The sequence below is a fragment of the Variovorax sp. GW822-FHT04E09 genome (assembly GCF_058800845.1).
In genome coordinates this window covers 626244-645320 of sequence record NZ_JBXAMR010000003.1, presented here as the reverse complement: position 1 = coordinate 645320, position 19077 = coordinate 626244, and the positions used below count along the sequence as shown (strand labels likewise).

Below are 19077 nucleotides of genomic sequence, written 5' to 3'. Positions count from 1 at the left end.
GGGCATGAGCCGGCGAGGATGGGGCTTAGGCCGGCGGTCGAGCAGTTCGAGGCGCAGGGATGTGGGCAGCAAAAGCGGAACACCTTGCGGAACGCCTGATGCAATGTCAGCGGCCCTTATCAAGGCTGGGGCCTTGAAACAATGGTGCCCGGGGCCGGAATCGAACCGGCACACCTTTCGGTGGGGGATTTTGAGTCCCCTGCGTCTACCAATTTCACCACCCGGGCACATCCGGAAGGAAGCCCAAAATTATGGCACAGTGGCTGGCATGAATTATCCGACGATCGAAGACGCCATCGGCAAGACCCCCCTGGTTGCCCTGCAACGCATCCACGCCGCGGAAAACGCCAAGCGCGGCAACGTGATCCTGGGCAAGCTCGAAGGCAACAATCCGGCGGGCTCGGTCAAGGACCGGCCGGCGCTGTCGATGATCAAGCGGGCCGAGGAGCGCGGTGAAATCAAGCCCGGCGACACGCTGATCGAGGCCACCTCGGGCAACACCGGCATCGCGCTGGCGATGGCCGCGGCCATCAAGGGCTACCGCATGGTGCTGATCATGCCGGAGGACCTCTCGGTGGAACGCGCCCAGACCATGAAAGCCTTCGGCGCCGAGCTGGTGCTCACGCCCAAGAGCGGCGGCATGGAATACGCGCGCGACCTGGCCGAGCAGATGGTCGCCCAGGGCAAGGGCCGCGTGCTCGACCAGTTCGCCAACCCCGACAACCCGCGCATCCACTACGAGACCACCGGCCCCGAGATCTGGACCGACACGCACGGCAAAATCACGCACTTCGTGAGCGCCATGGGCACCACGGGCACCATCACCGGCGTCTCGCGCTACCTGAAGGAAAAGAACCCGGCGGTGCGCATCGTCGGTGCGCAGCCGGCCGAAGGCTCGCGCATTCCCGGCATCCGCAAGTGGCCGGTCGAGTACCTGCCCAAGATCTACGACCCGAGCCGCGTCGACGAAGAAATCAGCGTGAGCCAGGACGACGCCGAGGAGATGTGCCGGCGCCTGGCGCGCGAAGAGGGCATCTTCGGCGGCATCTCGGCAGCCGGCGCGCTGTGGGCGGCCATCGAGGTGTCGAAGAAGGTCGAGAACGCGACCATCGTCTTCGTGGTCTGCGACCGCGGCGATCGCTACCTGTCGACGGGCGTTTTCCCCGCCTGATCCCTTCACACTGCGGCGGCGCCCACGGGGCGCCGCACGCCCGAGAAAAAGAACAGAGACTTCCCATGCCCCACCCCAAGTTCTGCCAGGCCTGCGCCACCCCGCTCGAATGGATCGCGTTGATGGAAGACGGCGGTCCCAAGGAGCGCCTGCGCTGCCCCAACTGCGGCCACACGCACTGGAACAACCCCACGCCCGTGCTGGCGGCCATCGTCGAGTACCGCGGCCAGGTGCTGCTGGCGCGCAATGCGGCCTGGCCGGGCAAGATGTTTGCGCTCATCACCGGCTTCATGGAGGCCGGCGAGACGCCCGAGGAGGGCATCGCGCGCGAGGTCAAGGAAGAGACCAACCTGGACGTCAGCGCCGCCAAGCTCGTCGGGGCCTACGACTTCCAGCGCATGAACCAGATCATCATCGCGTACCACGTGGTGGCCGACGGCGAGGTGAAGCTCTCGCCCGAGCTGGTGGACTACCGCCTCTACGACCTGCCCGACCTGCGGTGCTGGCCCGCCGGCACCGGCTATGCGCTGGCCGACTGGCTGCGCACGCGCGGCCACGAGCCGGTGTTCTTCACTGCCGCGGAAAACGAAGAGCGTCGCCGCGGCCTGAACCTGCCGCCGGAGCCTGGCAATGCAAGTTGACCGCGAAATCGACACGCGCGGCCTCAACTGCCCGCTGCCGATCCTGAAGGCGAAGAAATCGCTCAACGACATGGCGAGCGGCCAGCTGCTGAAGGTGGTGTCGACCGACCCGGGCTCGGTGCGCGACTTCCAGGCCTTTGCGCGCCAGACCGGCAACGAACTGGTGGCGCAGGAGACCGTGGGCAGCGACTTCATCCACGTGCTGAAGCGGCGCTAGCGTCGGCAACCGGCAAAAGAAAAAGGGGCCTCGCGGCCCCTTTTGTTTTCAGCGCTTTGCAGCGCCCTCAGAGCTTCAGGCTCTTGAGGTACTCGCGGAACTGCTCGCCCACTTCAGGGTGCGCCAGCGCCAGCTCCACCGACGCCTGCAGGAAGCCTTCCTTGCTGCCGCAGTCGTAGCGGATGCCCTTGTACGAGTAGGCGTAGACCGATTCCTTCTTCATCAGTGCCGCGATGCCGTCGGTCAGCTGGATCTCGCCGCCCGCGCCCTTGGGCTGGTTGCGGATCTCGTCAAACACGCCGGGCGTGAGGATGTAGCGGCCGGCCACACCCAGGCGCGAGGGCGCGTCTTCGGGCTTGGGCTTCTCGACCATGCGGTTGACCTTCACGAGGCCGTCTTCCACGTTCTCGCCGGCCACGATGCCGTAGCGCTTGACGTGCTCCAGCGGCACCTCTTGCACGGCCAGCACCGAGGCGCCCAGGCGCGCGAAGACTTCGGTCATCTGCGCCAGCACCGGCTGGCCACCGACAGGGCCGACCATCAGGTCGTCCGCCAGCAGCACGGCGAAGGGCTCGTTGCCCACCAGGTGCTCGGCGCACAGCACGGCGTGGCCCAGGCCCAGCATGCGCGGCTGGCGCACGTAGGAGCAGGTCATGTCGTCGGGCGACACCGAACGGGCGATTTCAAGGAGTGCGTCCTTGCCGCTGGCTTCGAGCTGGCTTTCGAGTTCGTAGGCGGTGTCGTAGTGGTCCTCGATCGCGCGCTTGTTGCGCCCGGTCACAAAAATCATGTCGCGGATGCCCGCGGCATAGGCTTCTTCGACGGCGTACTGGATCAGCGGCTTGTCGACGACCGGCAGCATTTCCTTCGGCTGGGCCTTGGTGGCCGGCAGAAAGCGGGTGCCGAAGCCTGCAACAGGGAATACGGCCTTGCGGATGCGCGTCGGGGAAGAAGTGGACATGGGCAGTTCAGTGTCGTTGGATGCAGGAAAAAGGAGAGGGATGAGGACGGTTACGGCGCGAAGCCGATGACCAAATCCTAGTCCCCCACCCGGGCCGCGTCTGTCAGCCGAGGCGCACAAGCTGGTCGCGCAGGCGCTCCAGCGTGGCGGTGAAATCGACCAGGCGCGTGCGCTCCTGCTCGATCACGGCGGGCGGCGCCTTGGCCACGAAGGCCTCGTTGCCGAGCTTGCCGTGCACCTTGGCGATCTCGCCCTCGATGCGTGCAATTTCCTTGCCGATGCGCAGCTTCTCGGCCGCCTTGTCGATCTCCATGTGCAGGCACAGGCGCGTGGCACCCACGACGGCCACGGGCGCGGCTTCGGCGGCGGCCTGCCACGAGGCCTCGTCGTCGAACACCTTCACTTCCTTGAGCTTGGCCAGCGCCTGCAGCACCGGGGCCGCATCGCGCAGGAAGGCTGCGCCTTCGGCGTCGTCGGCCACCGCGTACAGCGGCAGGCGCGTGGCGGGCGACACGTTCATCTCGCCGCGCAGCGTGCGGCAGGCGTCGACCAGCGCCTTCAGGCGCGCCACATGCGCCTCGGCGGCTTCGTCGATCTTCTCCGGCTGGCTCTGCGGGTAGGCCGCGATCATGATCGACGCGCCTTCACGGCCCGCGACCTTCGAGACCTTCTGCCACAGCTCTTCGGTGATGAACGGAATGATCGGGTGCGCCAGGCGCAGCAGCGCTTCGAGCACGCGGATCAGCGTGCGGCGCGTGGCGCGTTTTTGCGCATCGTCGCCGGTCTGGATCTGCACCTTGGCAATCTCCAGGTACCAGTCGCAGAACTCGTCCCAGGCGAACTGGTAGATCGCGTTGGCCACGTTGTCCAGGCGGTATTCCTCGAAGCCCTTGGCCACTTCGGCCTCGACGCGCTGCAGCTGCGAGACGATCCAGAAGTCGGCGCGGCTGAACTTCAGGTAGCCGTGCGCCTTGCCGCCGACCTGGCAGTCTTCCTTCGTGTGCTCCAGCAGGCCGCAGTCCTGGCCTTCGCAGTTCATCAGCACGAAGCGCGTGGCGTTCCACAGCTTGTTGCAGAAGTTGCGATAGCCCTCGCAGCGCTTCGAGTCGAAGTTGATGCTGCGGCCGAGCGAAGCCAGCGAGGCAAAGGTGAAGCGCAGCGCATCGGCGCCGAAGGCCGGAATGCCCTCGGGGAATTCCTTCTGCGTGTTCTTGCGCACCGCCGGTGCGGTCTCGGGCTTGCGCAGGCCTTGCGTGCGCTTGTCGAGCAGCGCGGGCAATTCGATGCCGTCGATCAGGTCGACCGGGTCGAGCACGTTGCCTTCCGACTTGCTCATCTTCTTGCCCTGGGCGTCGCGCACCAGGCCGTGGATGTACACGTCCTTGAACGGCACAGTGCCCATGAAGTGCTTGGTCATCATGATCATCCGGGCGACCCAGAAGAAGATGATGTCGTAGCCCGTCACGAGCACGGTCGAGGGCAGGTACAGCGCTAGGTCCTGCGTCTTCTCGGGCCAGCCCAGCGAAGAGAAGGGCACCAGCGCCGACGAGTACCAGGTGTCGAGCACGTCTTCGTCGCGCGTGAGCGTCTTGCCCGGCGCCTTGGCCTGCGCCTCGGCTTCGGTCTCGGCCACGTACACCTTGCCGTCTTCGTCGTACCAGGCCGGAATCTGGTGGCCCCACCAGAGCTGGCGCGAAATCGTCCAGTCCTGGATGTTCTCCATCCAGTGGTTGTAGGTGTTGACCCAGTTCTCGGGCACGAAGCGCACCTCGCCCGACTTCACGACGTCGATGGCCTTCTGCGCGATCGACTGGCCGTCGGCGCCGGGGCGCGTCATGGCCACGTACCACTGGTCGGTGAGCATCGGCTCGACCACGGCGCCCGAGCGCGCGCAGCGCGGCACCATGAGGCGGTGCTTCTTCACCTCGACCAGCAGGCCCAGCGCCTCGAGGTCGGCCACGATGGCCTTGCGCGCCACGAAGCGGTCCATGCCACGGTATTTTTCGGGCGCGTTGTCGTTGATGGTCGCGTCCAGCGTCAGGATGCCGATCACCTCGAGCTTGTGGCGCTGGCCCACGGCATAGTCGTTGTAGTCGTGCGCGGGCGTGACCTTGACCACGCCGGTGCCGAATTCCTTGTCGACGTAGTCGTCGGCAATGATGGGAATCAGCCGGTCCACCAGCGGCAGCTTCACGCGCTGGCCGATCAGGTGCTTGTAGCGCTCGTCTTCGGGGTGGACCATCACGGCTGTGTCGCCGAGCATGGTTTCGGGGCGGGTGGTGGCCACCGTGAGCGTGCCGCTGCCGTCTTCGAGCGGGTAGGCGATGTGCCAGAGCGAGCCGTCTTCTTCTTCGCTCTCGACTTCGAGGTCGCTCACCGAGGTCTTGAGCACCGGGTCCCAGTTGCCCAGGCGCTTGCCGCGGTAGATCAGGCCTTCTTCATACAGCTTCACGAAGGTGTGCGTGACCACCTTCGAGAGGTCGTCGTCCATCGTGAAGTACTCGCGGCTCCAGTCGACCGTGTCGCCCATGCGGCGCATCTGCTCGGTGATGGTGCTGCCCGACTTTTCCTTCCACTCCCACACGCGCGCCACGAAGTTCTTGCGGCCCAGGTCGTGGCGGCTGACCTTCTGTTCCTGCAGCTGGCGCTCCACCACGATCTGGGTGGCGATGCCCGCGTGGTCGGTGCCCGGCACCCACAGCGTGTTGGCGCCCTTCATGCGGTGGTAGCGCGTGAGGCTGTCCATGATCGTCTGGTTGAACGCATGGCCCATGTGCAGCGTGCCCGTGACGTTGGGCGGCGGCAGCTGGATCGCGAACGACTCGGCGCCTTCCTTGGGCTGCTGCGTGCCGCGGAAGCCCGCCTTGGCGTAGCCGCGCTGCTCCCATTCCGGGCCCCAGTGCGCCTCGATGGCGGCGGGTTCGAACGATTTGGACAGGCTCTCGAGGCCGGGCTGGGAGGTAGGTTCGCTCATGGGGAATGCAAAACGGCACCCTCGGGTGCCGTTGGTGACAGGGTGGGATTGCCCGGGATTTTACCGGGGCGGCCCGGGGAAACCCCAGCCCCACATAATCGACTGATGCTGTTCCTGCTTTCCCCTGCGAAGTCGCTCGACTACGACACCCCCATCCCCTCCGAAACCCCCGCCACCCAACCCCATTTCGAAGCCCCGCGCGGCCCCTCGGTCGAACTCATCAAGCTGCTGCGCGAGAAGTCGCCCCAGGACATCGCCGAGCTGATGCACCTGTCGGACAAGCTCTCGGCCCTCAACGTGGCCCGCTACGCCGCCTGGTCGTCCAAGAGCACCGACAAGAACGCCCGCCAGGCCGCCTTCGCCTTCGACGGCGACGTCTACGGCGGCTTCGACGCCCGCAGCCTCACGCCCGCCCAGCTCGCCTGGGCGCAGGACCACGTGGGCATCCTGAGCGGCCTGTACGGCCTGCTGCGCCCGCTGGACCGCCTGCAGCCCTACCGGCTCGAAATGGGCACCGCGCTGGCCAACCGCCACGGCAAGGACCTGTACGCCTTCTGGGGCTCGCGCATCGCCGAGCACCTGAACGAGCGCCTGGCGGCCGACCGCACGCCGGTCGTCATCAACGTCGCCTCGCAGGAGTACTTCAAGTCGGTCGACCAGAAGGTGCTCAAGGCGCGCGTGGTCGAATGCGTGTTCCAGGAATGGAAGGGCGACAAGTACAAGATCGTGAGCTTCTTCGCCAAGCGCGCCCGCGGCCTGCTGGCACGCTGGGCCGTGTTGCACCAGGCGGCCACGCCCAAGGCGCTGGAAAAATTCGACCTCGAAGGTTATGGTTTCGACGCTCAAGCGTCGACAGCCGAAAGGCTGGTGTTCAGAAGAAAGCTAGCATGACCCCCAGGCTGCGCGCACTTCGTGTCGCTTCGCCAACCCCCTTCCAGGGGGCAACACCAGCGGCCCGGCAAAGCCGGTTCCGCGGTGTTTCTGGCGAAGAACTGCGTGGAGTCATGTGTTGCGGGTCTCATTGCAGAGTGGAGGAGCACTGACATGTCCCAAGCGATCAGTCCGGAATTGCGCGAATGGCTGGTGGCCCAGCTCGCGGCCGGCCATTCGGTGCCCGCGTTGCGCATGTCGATGCGGGCGGCCGGCTGGCAGGATGCCGCCACCGACCTGGCGCTGGCCCAGCTGGAGGCCGGGTTCCCCGATGTCGCGGCGGCCCTGGCGCCGGCCCGCACCGAGATGCCCGGCCCCGATCTGGACGGTGCGCCGCTGTACATCGAGGCCGGCGACCGCCGCGTGCAGGTGCTGCAGACCGTGCGGCATCCGCGCGTCGTGGTGTTCGGCAACCTGCTGTCGGTCGAGGAATGCGAAGGCCTGATCGCCGCCGCGCGCGTGCGGCTGGCGCGCTCGCTCACCGTCGAGACCCGCACCGGCGGCGAGGTGCTCAACGTCGACCGCACCAGCGACGGCATGTTCTTCGAGCGCGGCGAGAACGAGATCGTCGCGCGCCTCGAACAGCGCCTGGCCATGCTGCTGCGCTGGCCGCTCGAGTACGGCGAGGGCCTGCAGATCCTGCGCTATGCGCCCGGCGCGCAGTACCGCCCGCACTACGACTACTTCGACCCGCACGAGCCCGGCACGCCCACCATCCTCAAGCGCGGCGGCCAGCGCGTGGCCACGCTCGTGATGTACCTGCAGGAGCCCGAGCAGGGCGGCGCCACCACCTTCCCCGATATCGGGCTCGAAGTGGCCCCGGTGCGCGGCACCGGCGTGTTCTTCAGCTACGACCGGCCCGACCCCGCCACCCGCACGCTGCACGGCGGCGCGCCGGTGCTCGCGGGCGAGAAATGGGTCGCCACCAAGTGGCTGCGCGAGCGCGAGTTCAAGTAAAAAGAAAAACAAGGAACCGATGAAAGTCACCGCCAACGGCCTGCAGATCGAAGTCGACGACACCGGCGGCGAAGGGCGCCCCGTCATCCTGCTGATCATGGGGCTGGGCATGCAGCTGGTCGCGTGGCCCGACGCGTTCGTGCAGCAGTTGGTCGACGCCGGCTTTCGCGTGGTGCGCCACGACAACCGCGACATCGGCCTGAGCCAGGGCTTCGACCACCTCGGCACCGGCAACCTCGTGTGGGAAACCATCCGCCACCGCATCGGCCTGAAGGTGCGCAGCGCCTACACGCTGCAGGACATGGCGCTCGATTCGCTCGGCGTGCTCGACGCGCTGGGCATTGCCCGCGCCCACATCGTCGGCGCCTCGATGGGCGGCATGATCGCGCAGCGCATCGCCGCCACCGCGCCGCAGCGCACCGCCAGCCTCGTGAGCATCATGAGCTCCAGCGGCGCGCGCGGCCTGCCGGGTCCGCGCCGCGAGGTCGGGGCCATGCTCATGCGGCGCCCGCGCAGCCACGACGAGGCCGCGCTGGTCGCGCACAGCATCAAGCTGCTGCGGCTCATCCAGAGCCCGGCCTACCCGCAGACCGACGAGCAACTGGCCACGCGCCTCACCTTCAGCATGCGCCGCGCCTACCACCCGGCCGGCCTGATGCGCCAGATGCTCGCCATCGGCGCCGACGACGACCGCCCCCAGGTGCTGGCGCGCATCCAGCGCCCGACGCTGGTGCTGCACGGCGACGCCGACGCGCTCGTGCCCATCGCCTGCGGCCGGGATTCGGCGCAGCGCATTCCGGGGGCGACCTTCATCGCCGTGCCCGGCATGGGCCACGACCTGCCGCCCGAGGTCTGCACGATCCTCGCCCACCACATCGCTCCGTTCGCACACGCGGCGGATGCCGGAACCGCCCCATGAGCCACGACCCCGCCAACCCCAACACGAACCCCAACACCCCCGAACAGTCGCAGCTCGGCCGCGCCTCGGCCTACGCCGACAAGTACGACCCGAGCCTGCTGTTCCCCATCGCTCGCACCACGCAGCGCGAAGCCATGGGCATCCAGGCCGGCGCCTTGCCCTTCTTCGGCGCCGACCTCTGGACCGCCTTCGAGCTGAGCTGGCTGAACCCGCGCGGCAAGCCGCAGGTGGCCATCGCGCACTTCACCATCCCGTGCGAAACGCCCAACATCATCGAGAGCAAGTCGTTCAAGCTGTACCTCAACAGCTTCAACAACAGCACCTTCGCCAGCATCGATGCGGTGCGCGAGCACCTGCGCACCGACCTCGCCGAAGCCGCATGGCGCGGCAGCGACCAGTCGGCCGGCATCGGCGTGAAGCTGCTCACGCCCGACCTGTTCGACCGCGAGCCCGTGCACGAGATCGACGGCCTGGACCTCGACCGCCTCGACATCGAATGCACCCACTACCAGCCCGCGCCCGAGCTGCTGAGCAGCGACACGACGCAGGTGCACGTGAACGAAACCCTCACCAGCCGGCTTCTGAAGAGCAACTGCCTCGTCACCGGCCAGCCCGACTGGGGCAGCGTGCAGATCCGCTACAGCGGCCCGCCCATCGACCAGGCCGGCCTGCTGGCGTACATCGTGAGCTTCCGCAACCACAACGAGTTCCACGAGCCCTGCGCCGAGCGCATGTTCACGGACATCTGGCGCCAGTGCCAGCCGACCAAGCTCGCGGTGTATGCGCGCTACACGCGGCGCGGCGGGCTGGACATCAACCCGTTCCGCACGAGCTGGCCGCAGGCGCTGCCGCCGAACATCCGCACGGCGCGGCAGTAACGGCAATCCGCAGTCGGTCGTGCACAGCCGCGGCTTAAGCCCCTCTTCGGAATTCCTGAACTCGCAGGCGCCCCCCTGTGGCATTCTGAAATTCCCCCGCGAACTCGCGGGCGAACGAACATCCGAAGCAGAGGCAAGACACATGGTTGAAGGCAAAGTGGTCGTCGTCACCGGCGCGGGCGGCGGCATCGGGCGGGACATCGCGCTCGCGATGGCGCGGCATGGCGCGAAGGTGGTGGTCAACGACATCGGTGCGGGGCTCGACGGCGCGGGCGGCAGTGCCGGGCCGGCGCAGCAGGTGGTCGAGGAGATTCGTGCGGCGGGCGGGCAGGCCGTGCCCAACACCGACAGTGTGGCCGATGCCGCGAGTGCGGGGCGCATCGTGGAATGCGCGGTCGACAGCTTCGGGCGCATCGATGCGGTGGTGAACAACGCGGGCATCCTGCGCGACCGGTTCTTCCACAAGATGTCGGTCGACGAGTGGGACGCGGTGATCAAGGTTCACCTGTACGGCGCCTACTTCGTGAGCCGCGCGGCCGCGACGCACTTCAAGGAACAGAATTCGGGCGCGCTGGTGCACATGACCTCCACCTCGGGCCTGATCGGCAACTTCGGCCAGGCCAACTACGCGGCGGCCAAGCTCGGCATCGCGGCGCTGTCGAAGTCCATCGCGCTGGACATGCTCAAGTTCAACGTGCGCTCCAACTGCATTGCGCCCTTCGCCTGGAGCCGCATGATCGGCGCCATTCCCACCGACACCGACGAGCAGCGCGCCCGCGTCGACAAGATCAAGCAGATGACGCCCGCCAAGGTGGCGCCGCTCGCGGTGTACCTGGCGAGCGATGCGGCCGCCGCGGTCAACGGGCAGATCTTCTCGGTGCGCAACAACGAGATCTCGCTCATCAGCCAGCCGCGCCCGGTGCGCTCCATCCACCGCTCGGAAGGCTGGACGCCCGAGAGCATCGCCGAGCACGCCATGCCCGCGATGCGCGCCAGTTTCTTCCCGCTGGACCGCTCGGCCGACGTGTTCAGTTGGGACCCGGTCTGAAGACATGAGGGCATGAGGACAAACCCGCAAGCGGCTGCAGGCGACGCCGTTCGCCGGACAATGCGCGTTCCTCCCGCTTCCTTCGTGCCCGCCCGGTGAACCTGCACTTCGACCTGTTCGACCTGAAACTGTTCGTCTACGTGGCGGACGCGCGCAGCCTCACGCGCGGCGCCGAGAAGGCCTGCATCTCGCTGGCCGCCGCGTCCACGCGCATCAAGCAGATGGAAGAGGCGGTGGGCGGCAAGCTGCTGCACCGCAGTGCGCAGGGCGTGAGCCTCACGGCGGCGGGGCAGGCCGTGCTGTACCACGCCAAGCGCGTGATGCAGCAGATGGAGCACCTGCGCTGCGACATGCAGGACTTCGGCAAGGGCATCAAGGGCCATGTGCGCGTGTTCGCCAACACCACCTCGATCACCGAGTACCTGCCGCAGAAGCTCGCGGGCTTTCTCACGCAGCACCCGGCCGTGCAGGTCGACCTGCGCGAGTACCTGAGCGAAGAAATCGTGCGCGCCGTGGCCGACGGCGAAGCCGACATCGGCATCCTCGCGGGCGACGTGCACACCGGCGAGTTCGATGCGCGCCCGTTCGGGCGCAACCACCTCGTGCTGGTCGTGCCGGCCACGCACCACCTCGCGGGCGCGCCCTCGGTGGCCTTTGTCGACACGCTCGACGAACAGCACGTCGGCCTGCACCACGGCAGCGCCATCCATCGCTTCCTGCAGCGCCGCGCCGAACTCGCGGGGCGCGGCTTCAACCCGCGCATCCAAGTCAGCAGCTTCGAGGCCATCTGCCTGATGATCGAAGCGGGCGTGGGCGTCGGCGTGCTGCCCTCGTCGTCGGCGCAGCGGCTGTCGATGGCGATGCGGATCGCCACGGTGCCCTTGAGCGACGCATGGGCCGAACGCGAACTCAAGCTCATCGCGCGCGACCGCGAGCAACTGCCGGCGTCGGCGCGCGAACTGTTCGACCACCTCGTGGCGCCCTGAGAAGGCGTGAACGAAGCCGCATGTCCGCCGACCTGAAATCGCTGCGCCTGTTCGTGGCCGTGTCCGACCACGGCAGCATCAGCGAAGGCGCCAAGCGCTGCCACATTGCGCTCGCCGCTGCGAGCAAGCGCATCTCCGACCTCGAGGCGCGCGCCCGGTTGCCGCTGCTGGTGCGCCATGCGCGCGGCGTCACGCTCACCTCGGCCGGCCATGGGCTTCTCCTGCATGCGCGCGCCGTGCTCTCGGCCATGGACCGGCTGGGCGCCGAGCTCGACGATTTCCAGAACGGCGTGGCGGGCGTGGTCAGTATCACGGCCAACGCCTCGACCATCGCGCAGTTCCTGCCGGCGCAGATCGGCTCGTTCCTGCGCCTGCACCCGGTGCTCAAGATCGACCTGCAGGAGCGCGCCAGCACCGAGGTGGTCAAGGCCGTGCAGGCCGGCCTGGCCGACATCGGCGTGATCGAGGGCCAGACGCCCGCCGACGGCCTCGAATGCCTGCCCTACCGCACCGACGAGCTGGCCGTGGTGGTCGCGCGCGACCACCCGCTGGCGCGCCGCAAGCGCATCGATGTGGCCGAGGTGCTGCGCCACGACCATATCGTGGTGCGCGAAGGCACGGCGCTGCACCGCGTGCTGCTGGCCGCCGCGCTCGAGGCCCAGGTGCCGCTCAAGGTGCGCATGCAGGTGGGCAGCTTCGACATGGTCTGCCGCATGGTGGAGCAGGGCGTGGGCATCGGCGTGTTGCCCTATGCGGCCATCCTGCCGCAGCTGCAGATCCTCAAGCTGCGCTGCCTCAAGCTCGATGCGCCCTGGGCGCTGCGCCGCCACCTGCTGTGCGTGCGCCGCCAGCAGGAGCTCACGGCCGCTGCGCGCTCGGTGCTCGAACACCTCGGCCGCCCCGACTGAACTGAGGCTATCGGGCGGCGAGCCTTCGCGTCGCGCGAAGGCTCGAACTCGCCAAAAACGAATTGTTCTCCTGCGGCCCTCGCGCAAAGATGCGGGCACACCAAAGGAGACACCCTTGAAGATCATCCGCGTCAGCGCCACGCCGCTGAACATTCCCGTGACCATCGACGTGGTCGGCCTGAACAAGCAGACCTCGCTGTCGCTGTGCCTCACCGAGATCGAGACCGACACCGGCCTCGTCGGCCACGGCATGACGGCCATCACCGAAGAAGAAATCATTGCCGCCGCCGTGCGCGAAGTGGCCGGCCCCGCGCTGATCGGCGAAGACCCGATGGCCACCGAGCGCCTGTGGGAGAAGCTCTACTGGCTGCTCTCGCCGCGCGGCCAGACCGGCTATGCGAGCCACGCCATCGCTGCGCTCGACATCGCGCTGTGGGACCTGAAGGGCAAGGCGCTGGGCCAGCCGCTGTGGCGCCTGTTCGGCGGCGCGCGCGCGAAGGTGCCGGTGTACGCCACCTTCGGCTTCGGCTTCTTCGAGCGCGACCAGCTCGCCGCCGCCGCCAAGCTGTGGGTGTCGCAGGGCTTCCAGCGCCTGAAGATGACCGTGGGCAACCACGCGCTGGCGCGCCGCGACGAGCCGCGCCCGCTCGACGAGGTCATTGCCGAAGACGTGCGCCGCGTGGCCGCCGTGCGCGAGGCCGTGGGCCCCGACGTCAAGCTGTACGTCGACGCCAACTGCGGCCTCGACCTGTTCCACGCCACCGAACTCGCGCACCGCATCGAGCCCTACGGCATCAGCTTCTTCGAGGAGCCGCTCACGCAGAACGACGTGCGCCAGATGGCCCAGCTGCGCGCGCGCACGCGCATTCCGCTGGCCTGCGGGCAGAACGAGGGCCTGGCCTTTCGCTTTCGCGACCTGCTGGTGAACCAGGCGGCCGACGTGCTGCAGCCCAACGTGACCATCTCGGGCGGCTACTCGCAGTGCCTGAAGATCGCGGGCATGGCTGCGGCCTTCAACGTGCCGATCGACAACGGCGGCGCCTGGCCCTTCCACAACATGCACCTGCATGCGGGCGTGTCCAACGGCGGGCTGGTCGAGTACCACTACGTCGCGGTGCAGATGCTCAAGCAGATCTTCGACGGCCTGCCCGTGCCCGACCAGGGCTGGCTCACGCTGCCCGAGGCGCCGGGCCTGGGCTTCACGCCCAACGCCGAGCGCGTGCGCGAACTCGCGAAGCTGCCGACCTCGCACGGGAAAGGCAAGGCCTGAGCGCCACCCGACGACACTTCCGACCACGACCAGGCCGCGCAGACGGCCGGCGCATCCCGACCACCACGGAGACAAGATGAACGACAGAAGAAGAGACGCCATGCGGCCATCGCGCCGGCATGCCCTGCAGGCCGCCCTGGCCCTGGCCGGCCTGCTGGCCGCCGCACCCGCCGCGTGGGCGCAGAAGTTTCCCGACAAGCCCATCCGCATCGTCGTCGGCTACTCGGCCGGCGGCGGTGTCGATGCCGTCGCGCGCATGCTCAGCGCGCGCCTGCCCGCGGTGCTGGGCCAGCAGGTTCTGGTCGAAAACCGCACCGGCGCCACCGGCCTCATCGCGGCCGACCTCGTCGCCAAGGCGCCGCCCGACGGCTACACGCTGATGATGGGCGACAGCGCCTTGCTCATCGCCAAGCTGCTGCAGCCGAAGATCGCCATCGATCCGCTGACCAGCTTCAAGCCCGTGGCTGGCGCCTTCGTGTCGCCGCTGATGATCGTCGCGGGCAACGACTTTCCCGCCAAGACGCCCGCCGAACTCGTCAAGGAACTCAAGGCGCACCCGGGCCGCTACTCCTACGCGTCGTCGGGTGTCGGCACCGTGCAGCACCTGGGCTTCGAGATGCTCAAGCAATCCACCGGCGCGTTCGTGGTGCATGTGCCGTACCGGGGCGCGGCGCAGATCGTGCCCGACGTGGTCGGCGGCCAGGTGCCGCTGGGCGTGGTGAGCGCCACCGCCGCCATGGCGCAGTCGAAGGCCGGCAAGCTGCGCGCGCTGGCGTTGCTGAACAACGCGAAGCTCGAAGGCGCCGAAGGCGTGGCACCGCTGGCCGAGGCGCTGCCGGGCTTCGACGTCGCGCCGCGCATCTTCCTGCTCGCCCCGGCGGGCACGCCCAACGACGTGGTCGACAAGCTCTCGGCCGCCGTGAAGACCGTGCTCGACATGCCCGAGACGGGCACGGCCGCCGCCGCGCAAGGCACGCTGCGCGCCTACGCCACGCCGGCCCAGCTGGGCAAGGACATGGCGGAGGAAACGACGCGATGGAAACGCATCATCACGGACCAGCGCATCGTGGCGGAGGGGAACTGAGGTGACACAACAGCCCCATCTCGGCCTCATCGTTCCTCCCGCAGCCGGCGCCGTGCCGGTGGACGGCCCGCTGCTCTACGGCGATCGCATCCGCTTCAGCGCCAAAGGCCTGGGCCTCGGCGAAATCTCCACGCGCGGCTACACCGAGGTGATCGACTCGGTCATCGGCAAGGCGCTGGAGTTGAAGGAAGAGGGCGCCAGCGCCGTCTCCCTCATGGGCACCTCGCTGAGCTTCTTTCGCGGCGTCGCCTTCACCCGCCAGCTGAAGCGCGAGATGGAACAGGCCACGGGCCTGCCCTGCACGACGATGAGCGACGCCATCCTCGCGGGCCTGCACCACCTGAAGGTGCGGCGCGTGGCCGTCGCCACGGCCTACATCGACGAGGTCAACACGCAGCTGCGCACCTACCTCGAACAGAGCGACTTCGAACCGCTGGCACTCGAAGGCCTGGCCATCTCCGACGTGCAGGCCGTGGGCCAGGTGTCGACCGAAGTGCTGGTCGACCTGTGCCTGAAGGTGTTCGACGACCAGCCCGGCGCCGACGGCCTGCTCATCTCGTGCGGCGGCCTCGTCACGCTCGATGCCGTGCGCGAGGTCGAGGCGCGCCTGCGGGTGCCCGTGGTGTCCAGCTCGCCCGCGGGCTTCTGGGACCTCGTGCGCACCGCCGGGCTCGATGCGCGCTCGCCGGGGCAGGGCCGGCTGTTTGCCTGAGCGGCGTCAGCCGAGCCAGCGGCCCACGCGGGCCGTGTCGGCGAGCTGCCAGACGCGCTCGCACAGCGCCTTCGCTTCGTCGGCCGTCGCGCCTTCGCCGTAGTGCGCCAGGCGCTGCATCTTGTCCTCGATCTCGGCGCGGCTCAGGCTGTTGCCGGGGTCGCCCTTGGGCTCGTCGACGCGGCCGGCCAGCGTGCGGCCGTCGGCGGTGTGCACGCTGACCTTGCCGATCCAGCGCGCGGGGTAGGCGGTGTCGACCTCGTCGTCGAGCGCCATCGTCACCTTCTCGCGGAAGGCCGAGACCTCGGGCGAGAGAAAGTCGCGGTCGAACTCGCCCAGGCCCGCACGGCCGTGCACGGCGATGAGGCCCAGCACCGTGCCCATCGAGAACTTGCCCTGGTGCACCGTGGCGGGCACCGTCACGCGGCCCAGCACGTCGATGGCGCCCTGGTGCACGTGGGTCGTGACCCGGGACACGTCGGCCGGTTGGAGCTGGTTCTGTTCCATCACCTGCAGCAGCGCGTCGGCGGCCGGGTGCGTGTGGCGGCAGGAGGCGTGGTACTTGAACGAGGTTTCGGCCAGCGTCCAGCGTGTGCCCAGGCCGTCGGTGAGCTTGGCCGGATCGGCGTCGCTCGACATGCCCACGCCCAGCCCCTGCGCGCCTTCGAGGATCTTCGCCGCGCCCGTGAAGCCGTCCTGCGCGAGGTAGGCCGACATCAGCCCGCTCGCCGCCGCGTGTGCGCAGTGCAGCTGCTTCGAGTCGGCCGCGTCGCGCAGGAACTCCCACACACCGGCCGACTGCGTGCCGGCCGAGCCGAAGGCATGCAGCATCTGCTGCGGCGACAACTCGAGCAGGCGCCCCACCGCCGCGGCTGCAGCGAGCGTGCCCGCCGTCGCCGTGGTGTGGAAGGTGCGGTAGTGCGATCGGCCGAGGAACTCGCCGACGCGGATGCCCACCTCGTAGCCCGCGACCACGGCCGTCAGCAGCTGCGCGCCGCTGGCGCCGAGGCTTTGCGCCACGGCCAGCGCGGGTGCGATGACCACGGCGGCCGGGTGGAACACCGAGCCGTTGTGCACGTCGTCCTGCTCCACGTAGTGCGAGGCCGCCGCGTTGACCATCGCCGCGAACAGCGGCGAGCTGGTGCGCCGCGAAGTGAGGATTTCGCTCGGGCCTTCAGCGGGGCCCATCATCTGCGCGAAGCGTTCGATGCTGCGTATCGGCCGCGCCGTGCGGGCCGCGAGCACCGAGCCGAGCCAGTCGAGCATCAGGTCTTCGGTGCGGCGCAGCACGGGCGCGGGAATGTCGGCGAACTTCAGCTCGGCCGCGAAGGTCGCGAGCACCTTGCTGGGGTGGTCGATGGCGTTCATGTGCAGTCCTTCAGAACGAGCGTGGCAGGCCGAGCATGTGCTCCGCCACGTAGCTCAGGATGAGGTTGGTCGAGATCGGCGCCACCTGGTACAGCCGCGTCTCGCGGAACTTGCGCTCGATGTCGTATTCGCACGCAAAGCCGAAGCCGCCGTGGAACTGCAGGCACGCATTGGCCGCCTCCCAGCTCGCCTTGGCCGCGAGGTACTTCGCCATGTTGGCCTGCGCGCCGCAGGGCTGGCGCGCGTCGAACAGGCGGCAGGCCTCGTAGCGCATCAGGTTCGCGGCCTCGGTCTCGATGAAGGCTTCGGCAATCGGGAACTGCACGCCCTGGTTCTGCCCGATGGGGCGGCCGAACACCACGCGGTCCTTCGTGTAGGCCGTGACCTTGTCGATGAACCAGTAGCCGTCGCCGATGCACTCGGCCGCGATCAGCGTGCGCTCGGCATTCAGGCCATCGAGGATGTACTTGAAGCCCTGGCCTTCCTCGCCGATGAGGTTCTCGGCCGGGATCTCGAGGTTCTCGAAGAACAGCTCGTTGGTCTCGTGGTTCACCATGTTGAGAATGGGCCGCACCGTCATGCCCTTGCCGATGGCGTCGCGCAGGTCGACGATGAAGATCGACATGCCTTCCGACTTCTTCTTCACATCGGCCAGCGGCGTGGTGCGCGCCAGCAAGATCATCAAGTCCGAATGCTGGATGCGAGAGATCCACACCTTCTGCCCGTTGATGACATAGCGGTCGCCCTTCTTCACGGCCGTGGTCTTGATCTTCGTGGTGTCGGTGCCGGTGGTCGGCTCGGTCACGCCCATCGACTGCAGGCGCAAGTCGCCGCTGGCGATCTTGGGCAGGTACTGGCGCTTCTGCGCCTCGCTGCCGTGGCGCAGCAGCGTGCCCATGTTGTACATCTGGCCGTGGCAGGCGCCCGAGTTGCCGCCGCAGCGGTTGATCTCTTCCATGATCACCGAGGCTTCAGTCAGGCCCAGGCCCGAGCCGCCGTACTCCTGCGGGATCAGCGCGGCCATCCAGCCGGCCTTCGTGAGCGCGTCGACGAACTCGGCGGGGTAGCCGCGCGCCTCGTCGACCTTGCGGAAGTACTCGTTGGGAAACTGCGCGCACAGGTCGCGCACGGCGTCGCGGATGTCGGGGAATCGGTTGTCGGTAGCGATCATCGTGTTCAGTCCTGGCGGGGGCCACCCGCTTCCTTTTCGACGCGTTGCCAGATCTCGATGGCCATCGGGTCATCGATCTCCTCGAGGATGTGGCCCACGAGGCCGATGGCGCGCGCCATCACGCCGAAGCCGCGGATGATCTTCCACGGAAAGCCGAACTCGGCCGCAATGGCGCCGATGGCGCCGGTGGCATTGATCGGCAGCGATTTGCCCGACACGCGCTCGGCCTCGTCCTGCACCGCCTGCATCAGCGCGACGTAGTGGCTGGAGAGCCCGTTCTCGGCCGCGATCTGAAAGAGGCGCGGCGTGCGCGGGTCGATCGGCTTGTGCAGCGGATGGCCCAGGCCCGGCACGATGATCTTGCGCGCGCGGTGGTCGGCCACGATGTCCTTGGCCATGTCGGCCAGCGGACGGCTCGGCTTCTCGCCGAAGGGAATGGCCTCGTACAGCATCTTCGCGGCGCCCTCGGTGCTGCCCACGAACACCGTGCCCAGCCCGCACAGGCCGGCGGCCACGGCGGCCTGCAGGGCTTCGGGCGCGCCGGCGTAGGTAAGCCGCGCGGCCAGCGCGCTGGGCGTCACGCCGTGCTCCACCAGCGTGACGACGATGGCGTTGAAGGTCACGGACTCCTGCGGCGTCGGGATGCGGCCCGTCAGCTCCAGGAAGGCCATGTCGCCCAGGTTGAGGTGGCCGAGGATTTCCGAGGGCAGGTCGCGCCCGCGCACGGTGATCTTGTCGGGCGTGCTGTGGCCGAGGTCGGTGTGCAGGGATTTCTTGATCTTTGTCATGGCCGCAAATCTATCCCCGCACGCGCCCGCAGGCGCTCAGTGATTGCGAAACCCTCCCTTCCGCAATCGCGAATGCCCGTCGGCGAGGTCTTCG

General features: G+C 68.2%; 18 protein-coding genes and 1 tRNA gene. 13 read left to right on the top strand and 6 right to left on the bottom strand.

Translation table 11 applies throughout. The annotated features are described in order from the left end of the window. Positions 1-142 precede the first annotated feature (142 nt). Positions 143-227, bottom strand: a tRNA-Leu gene (locus tag AC1RL8_RS15245). Between the two features lie 41 nt (positions 228-268). On the opposite strand from AC1RL8_RS15245, the gene cysM reads away from it, so the two are divergent. The 3 genes from cysM (at position 269) to AC1RL8_RS15230 (ending at position 2029) form a co-directional block, all read left to right on the top strand. After that, positions 269-1171, top strand: a complete 903-nt coding sequence (gene cysM / locus AC1RL8_RS15240) for a cysteine synthase CysM (RefSeq protein WP_095746540.1) — start codon at positions 269-271, stop codon at positions 1169-1171. Between the two features lie 65 nt (positions 1172-1236). Further along, on the top strand, positions 1237-1812 hold the full coding sequence (locus tag AC1RL8_RS15235) for an NUDIX domain-containing protein (protein WP_056572274.1): 576 nt from the start codon (positions 1237-1239) through the stop codon (positions 1810-1812). Next, the gene (locus AC1RL8_RS15230; protein WP_056572272.1) at positions 1802-2029 is read left to right on the top strand and encodes a sulfurtransferase TusA family protein; all 228 of its coding nucleotides are present in this window, start codon (positions 1802-1804) and stop codon (positions 2027-2029) included. The genes AC1RL8_RS15235 and AC1RL8_RS15230 overlap by 11 nt, the downstream gene beginning before the upstream one ends. A 67-nt stretch (positions 2030-2096) precedes the next feature. On the opposite strand, the gene galU is transcribed toward AC1RL8_RS15230, so the two are convergent. Together galU and AC1RL8_RS15220 are read right to left on the bottom strand one after the other, a co-directional pair. After that, on the bottom strand, positions 2097-2990 hold the full coding sequence (galU, locus tag AC1RL8_RS15225) for a UTP--glucose-1-phosphate uridylyltransferase GalU (RefSeq protein WP_492684696.1): 894 nt from the start codon (positions 2988-2990) through the stop codon (positions 2097-2099). Between the two features lie 103 nt (positions 2991-3093). Then, positions 3094-5964, bottom strand: a complete 2871-nt coding sequence (locus AC1RL8_RS15220; protein WP_492684695.1) for a valine--tRNA ligase — start codon at positions 5962-5964, stop codon at positions 3094-3096. A 105-nt stretch (positions 5965-6069) separates the two neighbouring features. Here AC1RL8_RS15220 and yaaA point away from each other — a divergent pair, with 105 nt between their 5' ends. The 10 genes from yaaA to AC1RL8_RS15170 all read left to right on the top strand — a co-directional run bounded on the left by yaaA (position 6070) and on the right by AC1RL8_RS15170 (position 15656). After that, on the top strand, positions 6070-6855 hold the full coding sequence (gene yaaA, locus AC1RL8_RS15215; RefSeq protein ID WP_492684694.1) for a peroxide stress protein YaaA: 786 nt from the start codon (positions 6070-6072) through the stop codon (positions 6853-6855). 153 nt (positions 6856-7008) lie between these two features. Next, positions 7009-7851, top strand: coding sequence for a 2OG-Fe(II) oxygenase (locus AC1RL8_RS15210; protein WP_492684693.1), 843 nt, complete (start codon positions 7009-7011; stop codon positions 7849-7851). A gap of 19 nt (positions 7852-7870) precedes the next feature. Further along, positions 7871-8770, top strand: a complete 900-nt coding sequence (locus AC1RL8_RS15205) for an alpha/beta fold hydrolase (RefSeq protein ID WP_492684692.1) — start codon at positions 7871-7873, stop codon at positions 8768-8770. Further along, a complete protein-coding gene (gene queF, locus AC1RL8_RS15200; RefSeq protein ID WP_492684691.1) occupies positions 8767-9648 on the top strand; it encodes an NADPH-dependent 7-cyano-7-deazaguanine reductase QueF in 882 nt (293 codons plus the stop codon). The genes AC1RL8_RS15205 and queF overlap by 4 nt, the downstream gene beginning before the upstream one ends. 142 nt (positions 9649-9790) lie before the next feature. Further along, positions 9791-10696, top strand: coding sequence for an SDR family NAD(P)-dependent oxidoreductase (locus tag AC1RL8_RS15195; RefSeq protein WP_070062159.1), 906 nt, complete (start codon positions 9791-9793; stop codon positions 10694-10696). A 95-nt stretch (positions 10697-10791) separates the two neighbouring features. After that, on the top strand, positions 10792-11682 hold the full coding sequence (locus AC1RL8_RS15190; protein ID WP_489057864.1) for a LysR family transcriptional regulator: 891 nt from the start codon (positions 10792-10794) through the stop codon (positions 11680-11682). 20 nt (positions 11683-11702) lie between these two features. Next, the gene (locus AC1RL8_RS15185) at positions 11703-12590 is read left to right on the top strand and encodes a LysR family transcriptional regulator (RefSeq protein WP_099795466.1); all 888 of its coding nucleotides are present in this window, start codon (positions 11703-11705) and stop codon (positions 12588-12590) included. A 115-nt stretch (positions 12591-12705) separates the two neighbouring features. Next, complete coding sequence (locus tag AC1RL8_RS15180) at positions 12706-13860, top strand: mandelate racemase/muconate lactonizing enzyme family protein (RefSeq protein WP_159275556.1); 1155 nt, start codon at positions 12706-12708, stop codon at positions 13858-13860. 100 nt (positions 13861-13960) lie between these two features. Continuing rightward, entirely contained in the window at positions 13961-14944 is a 984-nt protein-coding gene (locus AC1RL8_RS15175; RefSeq protein WP_257214691.1) for a Bug family tripartite tricarboxylate transporter substrate binding protein, read from the top strand. A gap of 1 nt (position 14945) precedes the next feature. Beyond that, positions 14946-15656: an arylmalonate decarboxylase gene (locus AC1RL8_RS15170; RefSeq protein WP_492684690.1), complete on the top strand. Its 711-nt coding sequence runs from the start codon at positions 14946-14948 to the stop codon at positions 15654-15656. Between the two features lie 6 nt (positions 15657-15662). Here the strand turns inward: AC1RL8_RS15170 and AC1RL8_RS15165 are convergent, their stop codons facing one another. From AC1RL8_RS15165 to AC1RL8_RS15155, 3 genes are read right to left on the bottom strand one after another with little or no spacing between them, the layout of a single operon-like run. Further along, complete coding sequence (locus AC1RL8_RS15165; protein ID WP_492684689.1) at positions 15663-17024, bottom strand: MmgE/PrpD family protein; 1362 nt, start codon at positions 17022-17024, stop codon at positions 15663-15665. 10 nt (positions 17025-17034) lie between these two features. Further along, positions 17035-18195, bottom strand: coding sequence for an acyl-CoA dehydrogenase family protein (locus tag AC1RL8_RS15160; RefSeq protein ID WP_492684688.1), 1161 nt, complete (start codon positions 18193-18195; stop codon positions 17035-17037). Between the two features lie 5 nt (positions 18196-18200). Beyond that, positions 18201-18983 carry a citryl-CoA lyase gene (locus AC1RL8_RS15155; RefSeq protein WP_492684687.1) on the bottom strand — a complete coding sequence of 261 codons (783 nt, stop codon included), beginning with the start codon at positions 18981-18983 and terminating at the stop codon, positions 18201-18203. Between the last annotated feature and the right edge of the window lie 94 nt (positions 18984-19077).

Coding starts and splice junctions, on each gene's coding strand:
- cysM (WP_095746540.1), top strand. CDS start 269: ATGAATTATCCGACGATCGAAGACGCCATCGGCAAGACCCCCCTGGTT.
- AC1RL8_RS15235 (WP_056572274.1), top strand. CDS start 1,237: ATGCCCCACCCCAAGTTCTGCCAGGCCTGCGCCACCCCGCTCGAATGG.
- AC1RL8_RS15230 (WP_056572272.1), top strand. CDS start 1,802: ATGCAAGTTGACCGCGAAATCGACACGCGCGGCCTCAACTGCCCGCTG.
- galU (WP_492684696.1), bottom strand. CDS start 2,990: ATGTCCACTTCTTCCCCGACGCGCATCCGCAAGGCCGTATTCCCTGTT.
- AC1RL8_RS15220 (WP_492684695.1), bottom strand. CDS start 5,964: ATGAGCGAACCTACCTCCCAGCCCGGCCTCGAGAGCCTGTCCAAATCG.
- yaaA (WP_492684694.1), top strand. CDS start 6,070: ATGCTGTTCCTGCTTTCCCCTGCGAAGTCGCTCGACTACGACACCCCC.
- AC1RL8_RS15210 (WP_492684693.1), top strand. CDS start 7,009: ATGTCCCAAGCGATCAGTCCGGAATTGCGCGAATGGCTGGTGGCCCAG.
- AC1RL8_RS15205 (WP_492684692.1), top strand. CDS start 7,871: ATGAAAGTCACCGCCAACGGCCTGCAGATCGAAGTCGACGACACCGGC.
- queF (WP_492684691.1), top strand. CDS start 8,767: ATGAGCCACGACCCCGCCAACCCCAACACGAACCCCAACACCCCCGAA.
- AC1RL8_RS15195 (WP_070062159.1), top strand. CDS start 9,791: ATGGTTGAAGGCAAAGTGGTCGTCGTCACCGGCGCGGGCGGCGGCATC.
- AC1RL8_RS15185 (WP_099795466.1), top strand. CDS start 11,703: ATGTCCGCCGACCTGAAATCGCTGCGCCTGTTCGTGGCCGTGTCCGAC.
- AC1RL8_RS15175 (WP_257214691.1), top strand. CDS start 13,961: ATGCGGCCATCGCGCCGGCATGCCCTGCAGGCCGCCCTGGCCCTGGCC.
- AC1RL8_RS15165 (WP_492684689.1), bottom strand. CDS start 17,024: ATGAACGCCATCGACCACCCCAGCAAGGTGCTCGCGACCTTCGCGGCC.
- AC1RL8_RS15160 (WP_492684688.1), bottom strand. CDS start 18,195: ATGATCGCTACCGACAACCGATTCCCCGACATCCGCGACGCCGTGCGC.
- AC1RL8_RS15155 (WP_492684687.1), bottom strand. CDS start 18,983: ATGACAAAGATCAAGAAATCCCTGCACACCGACCTCGGCCACAGCACG.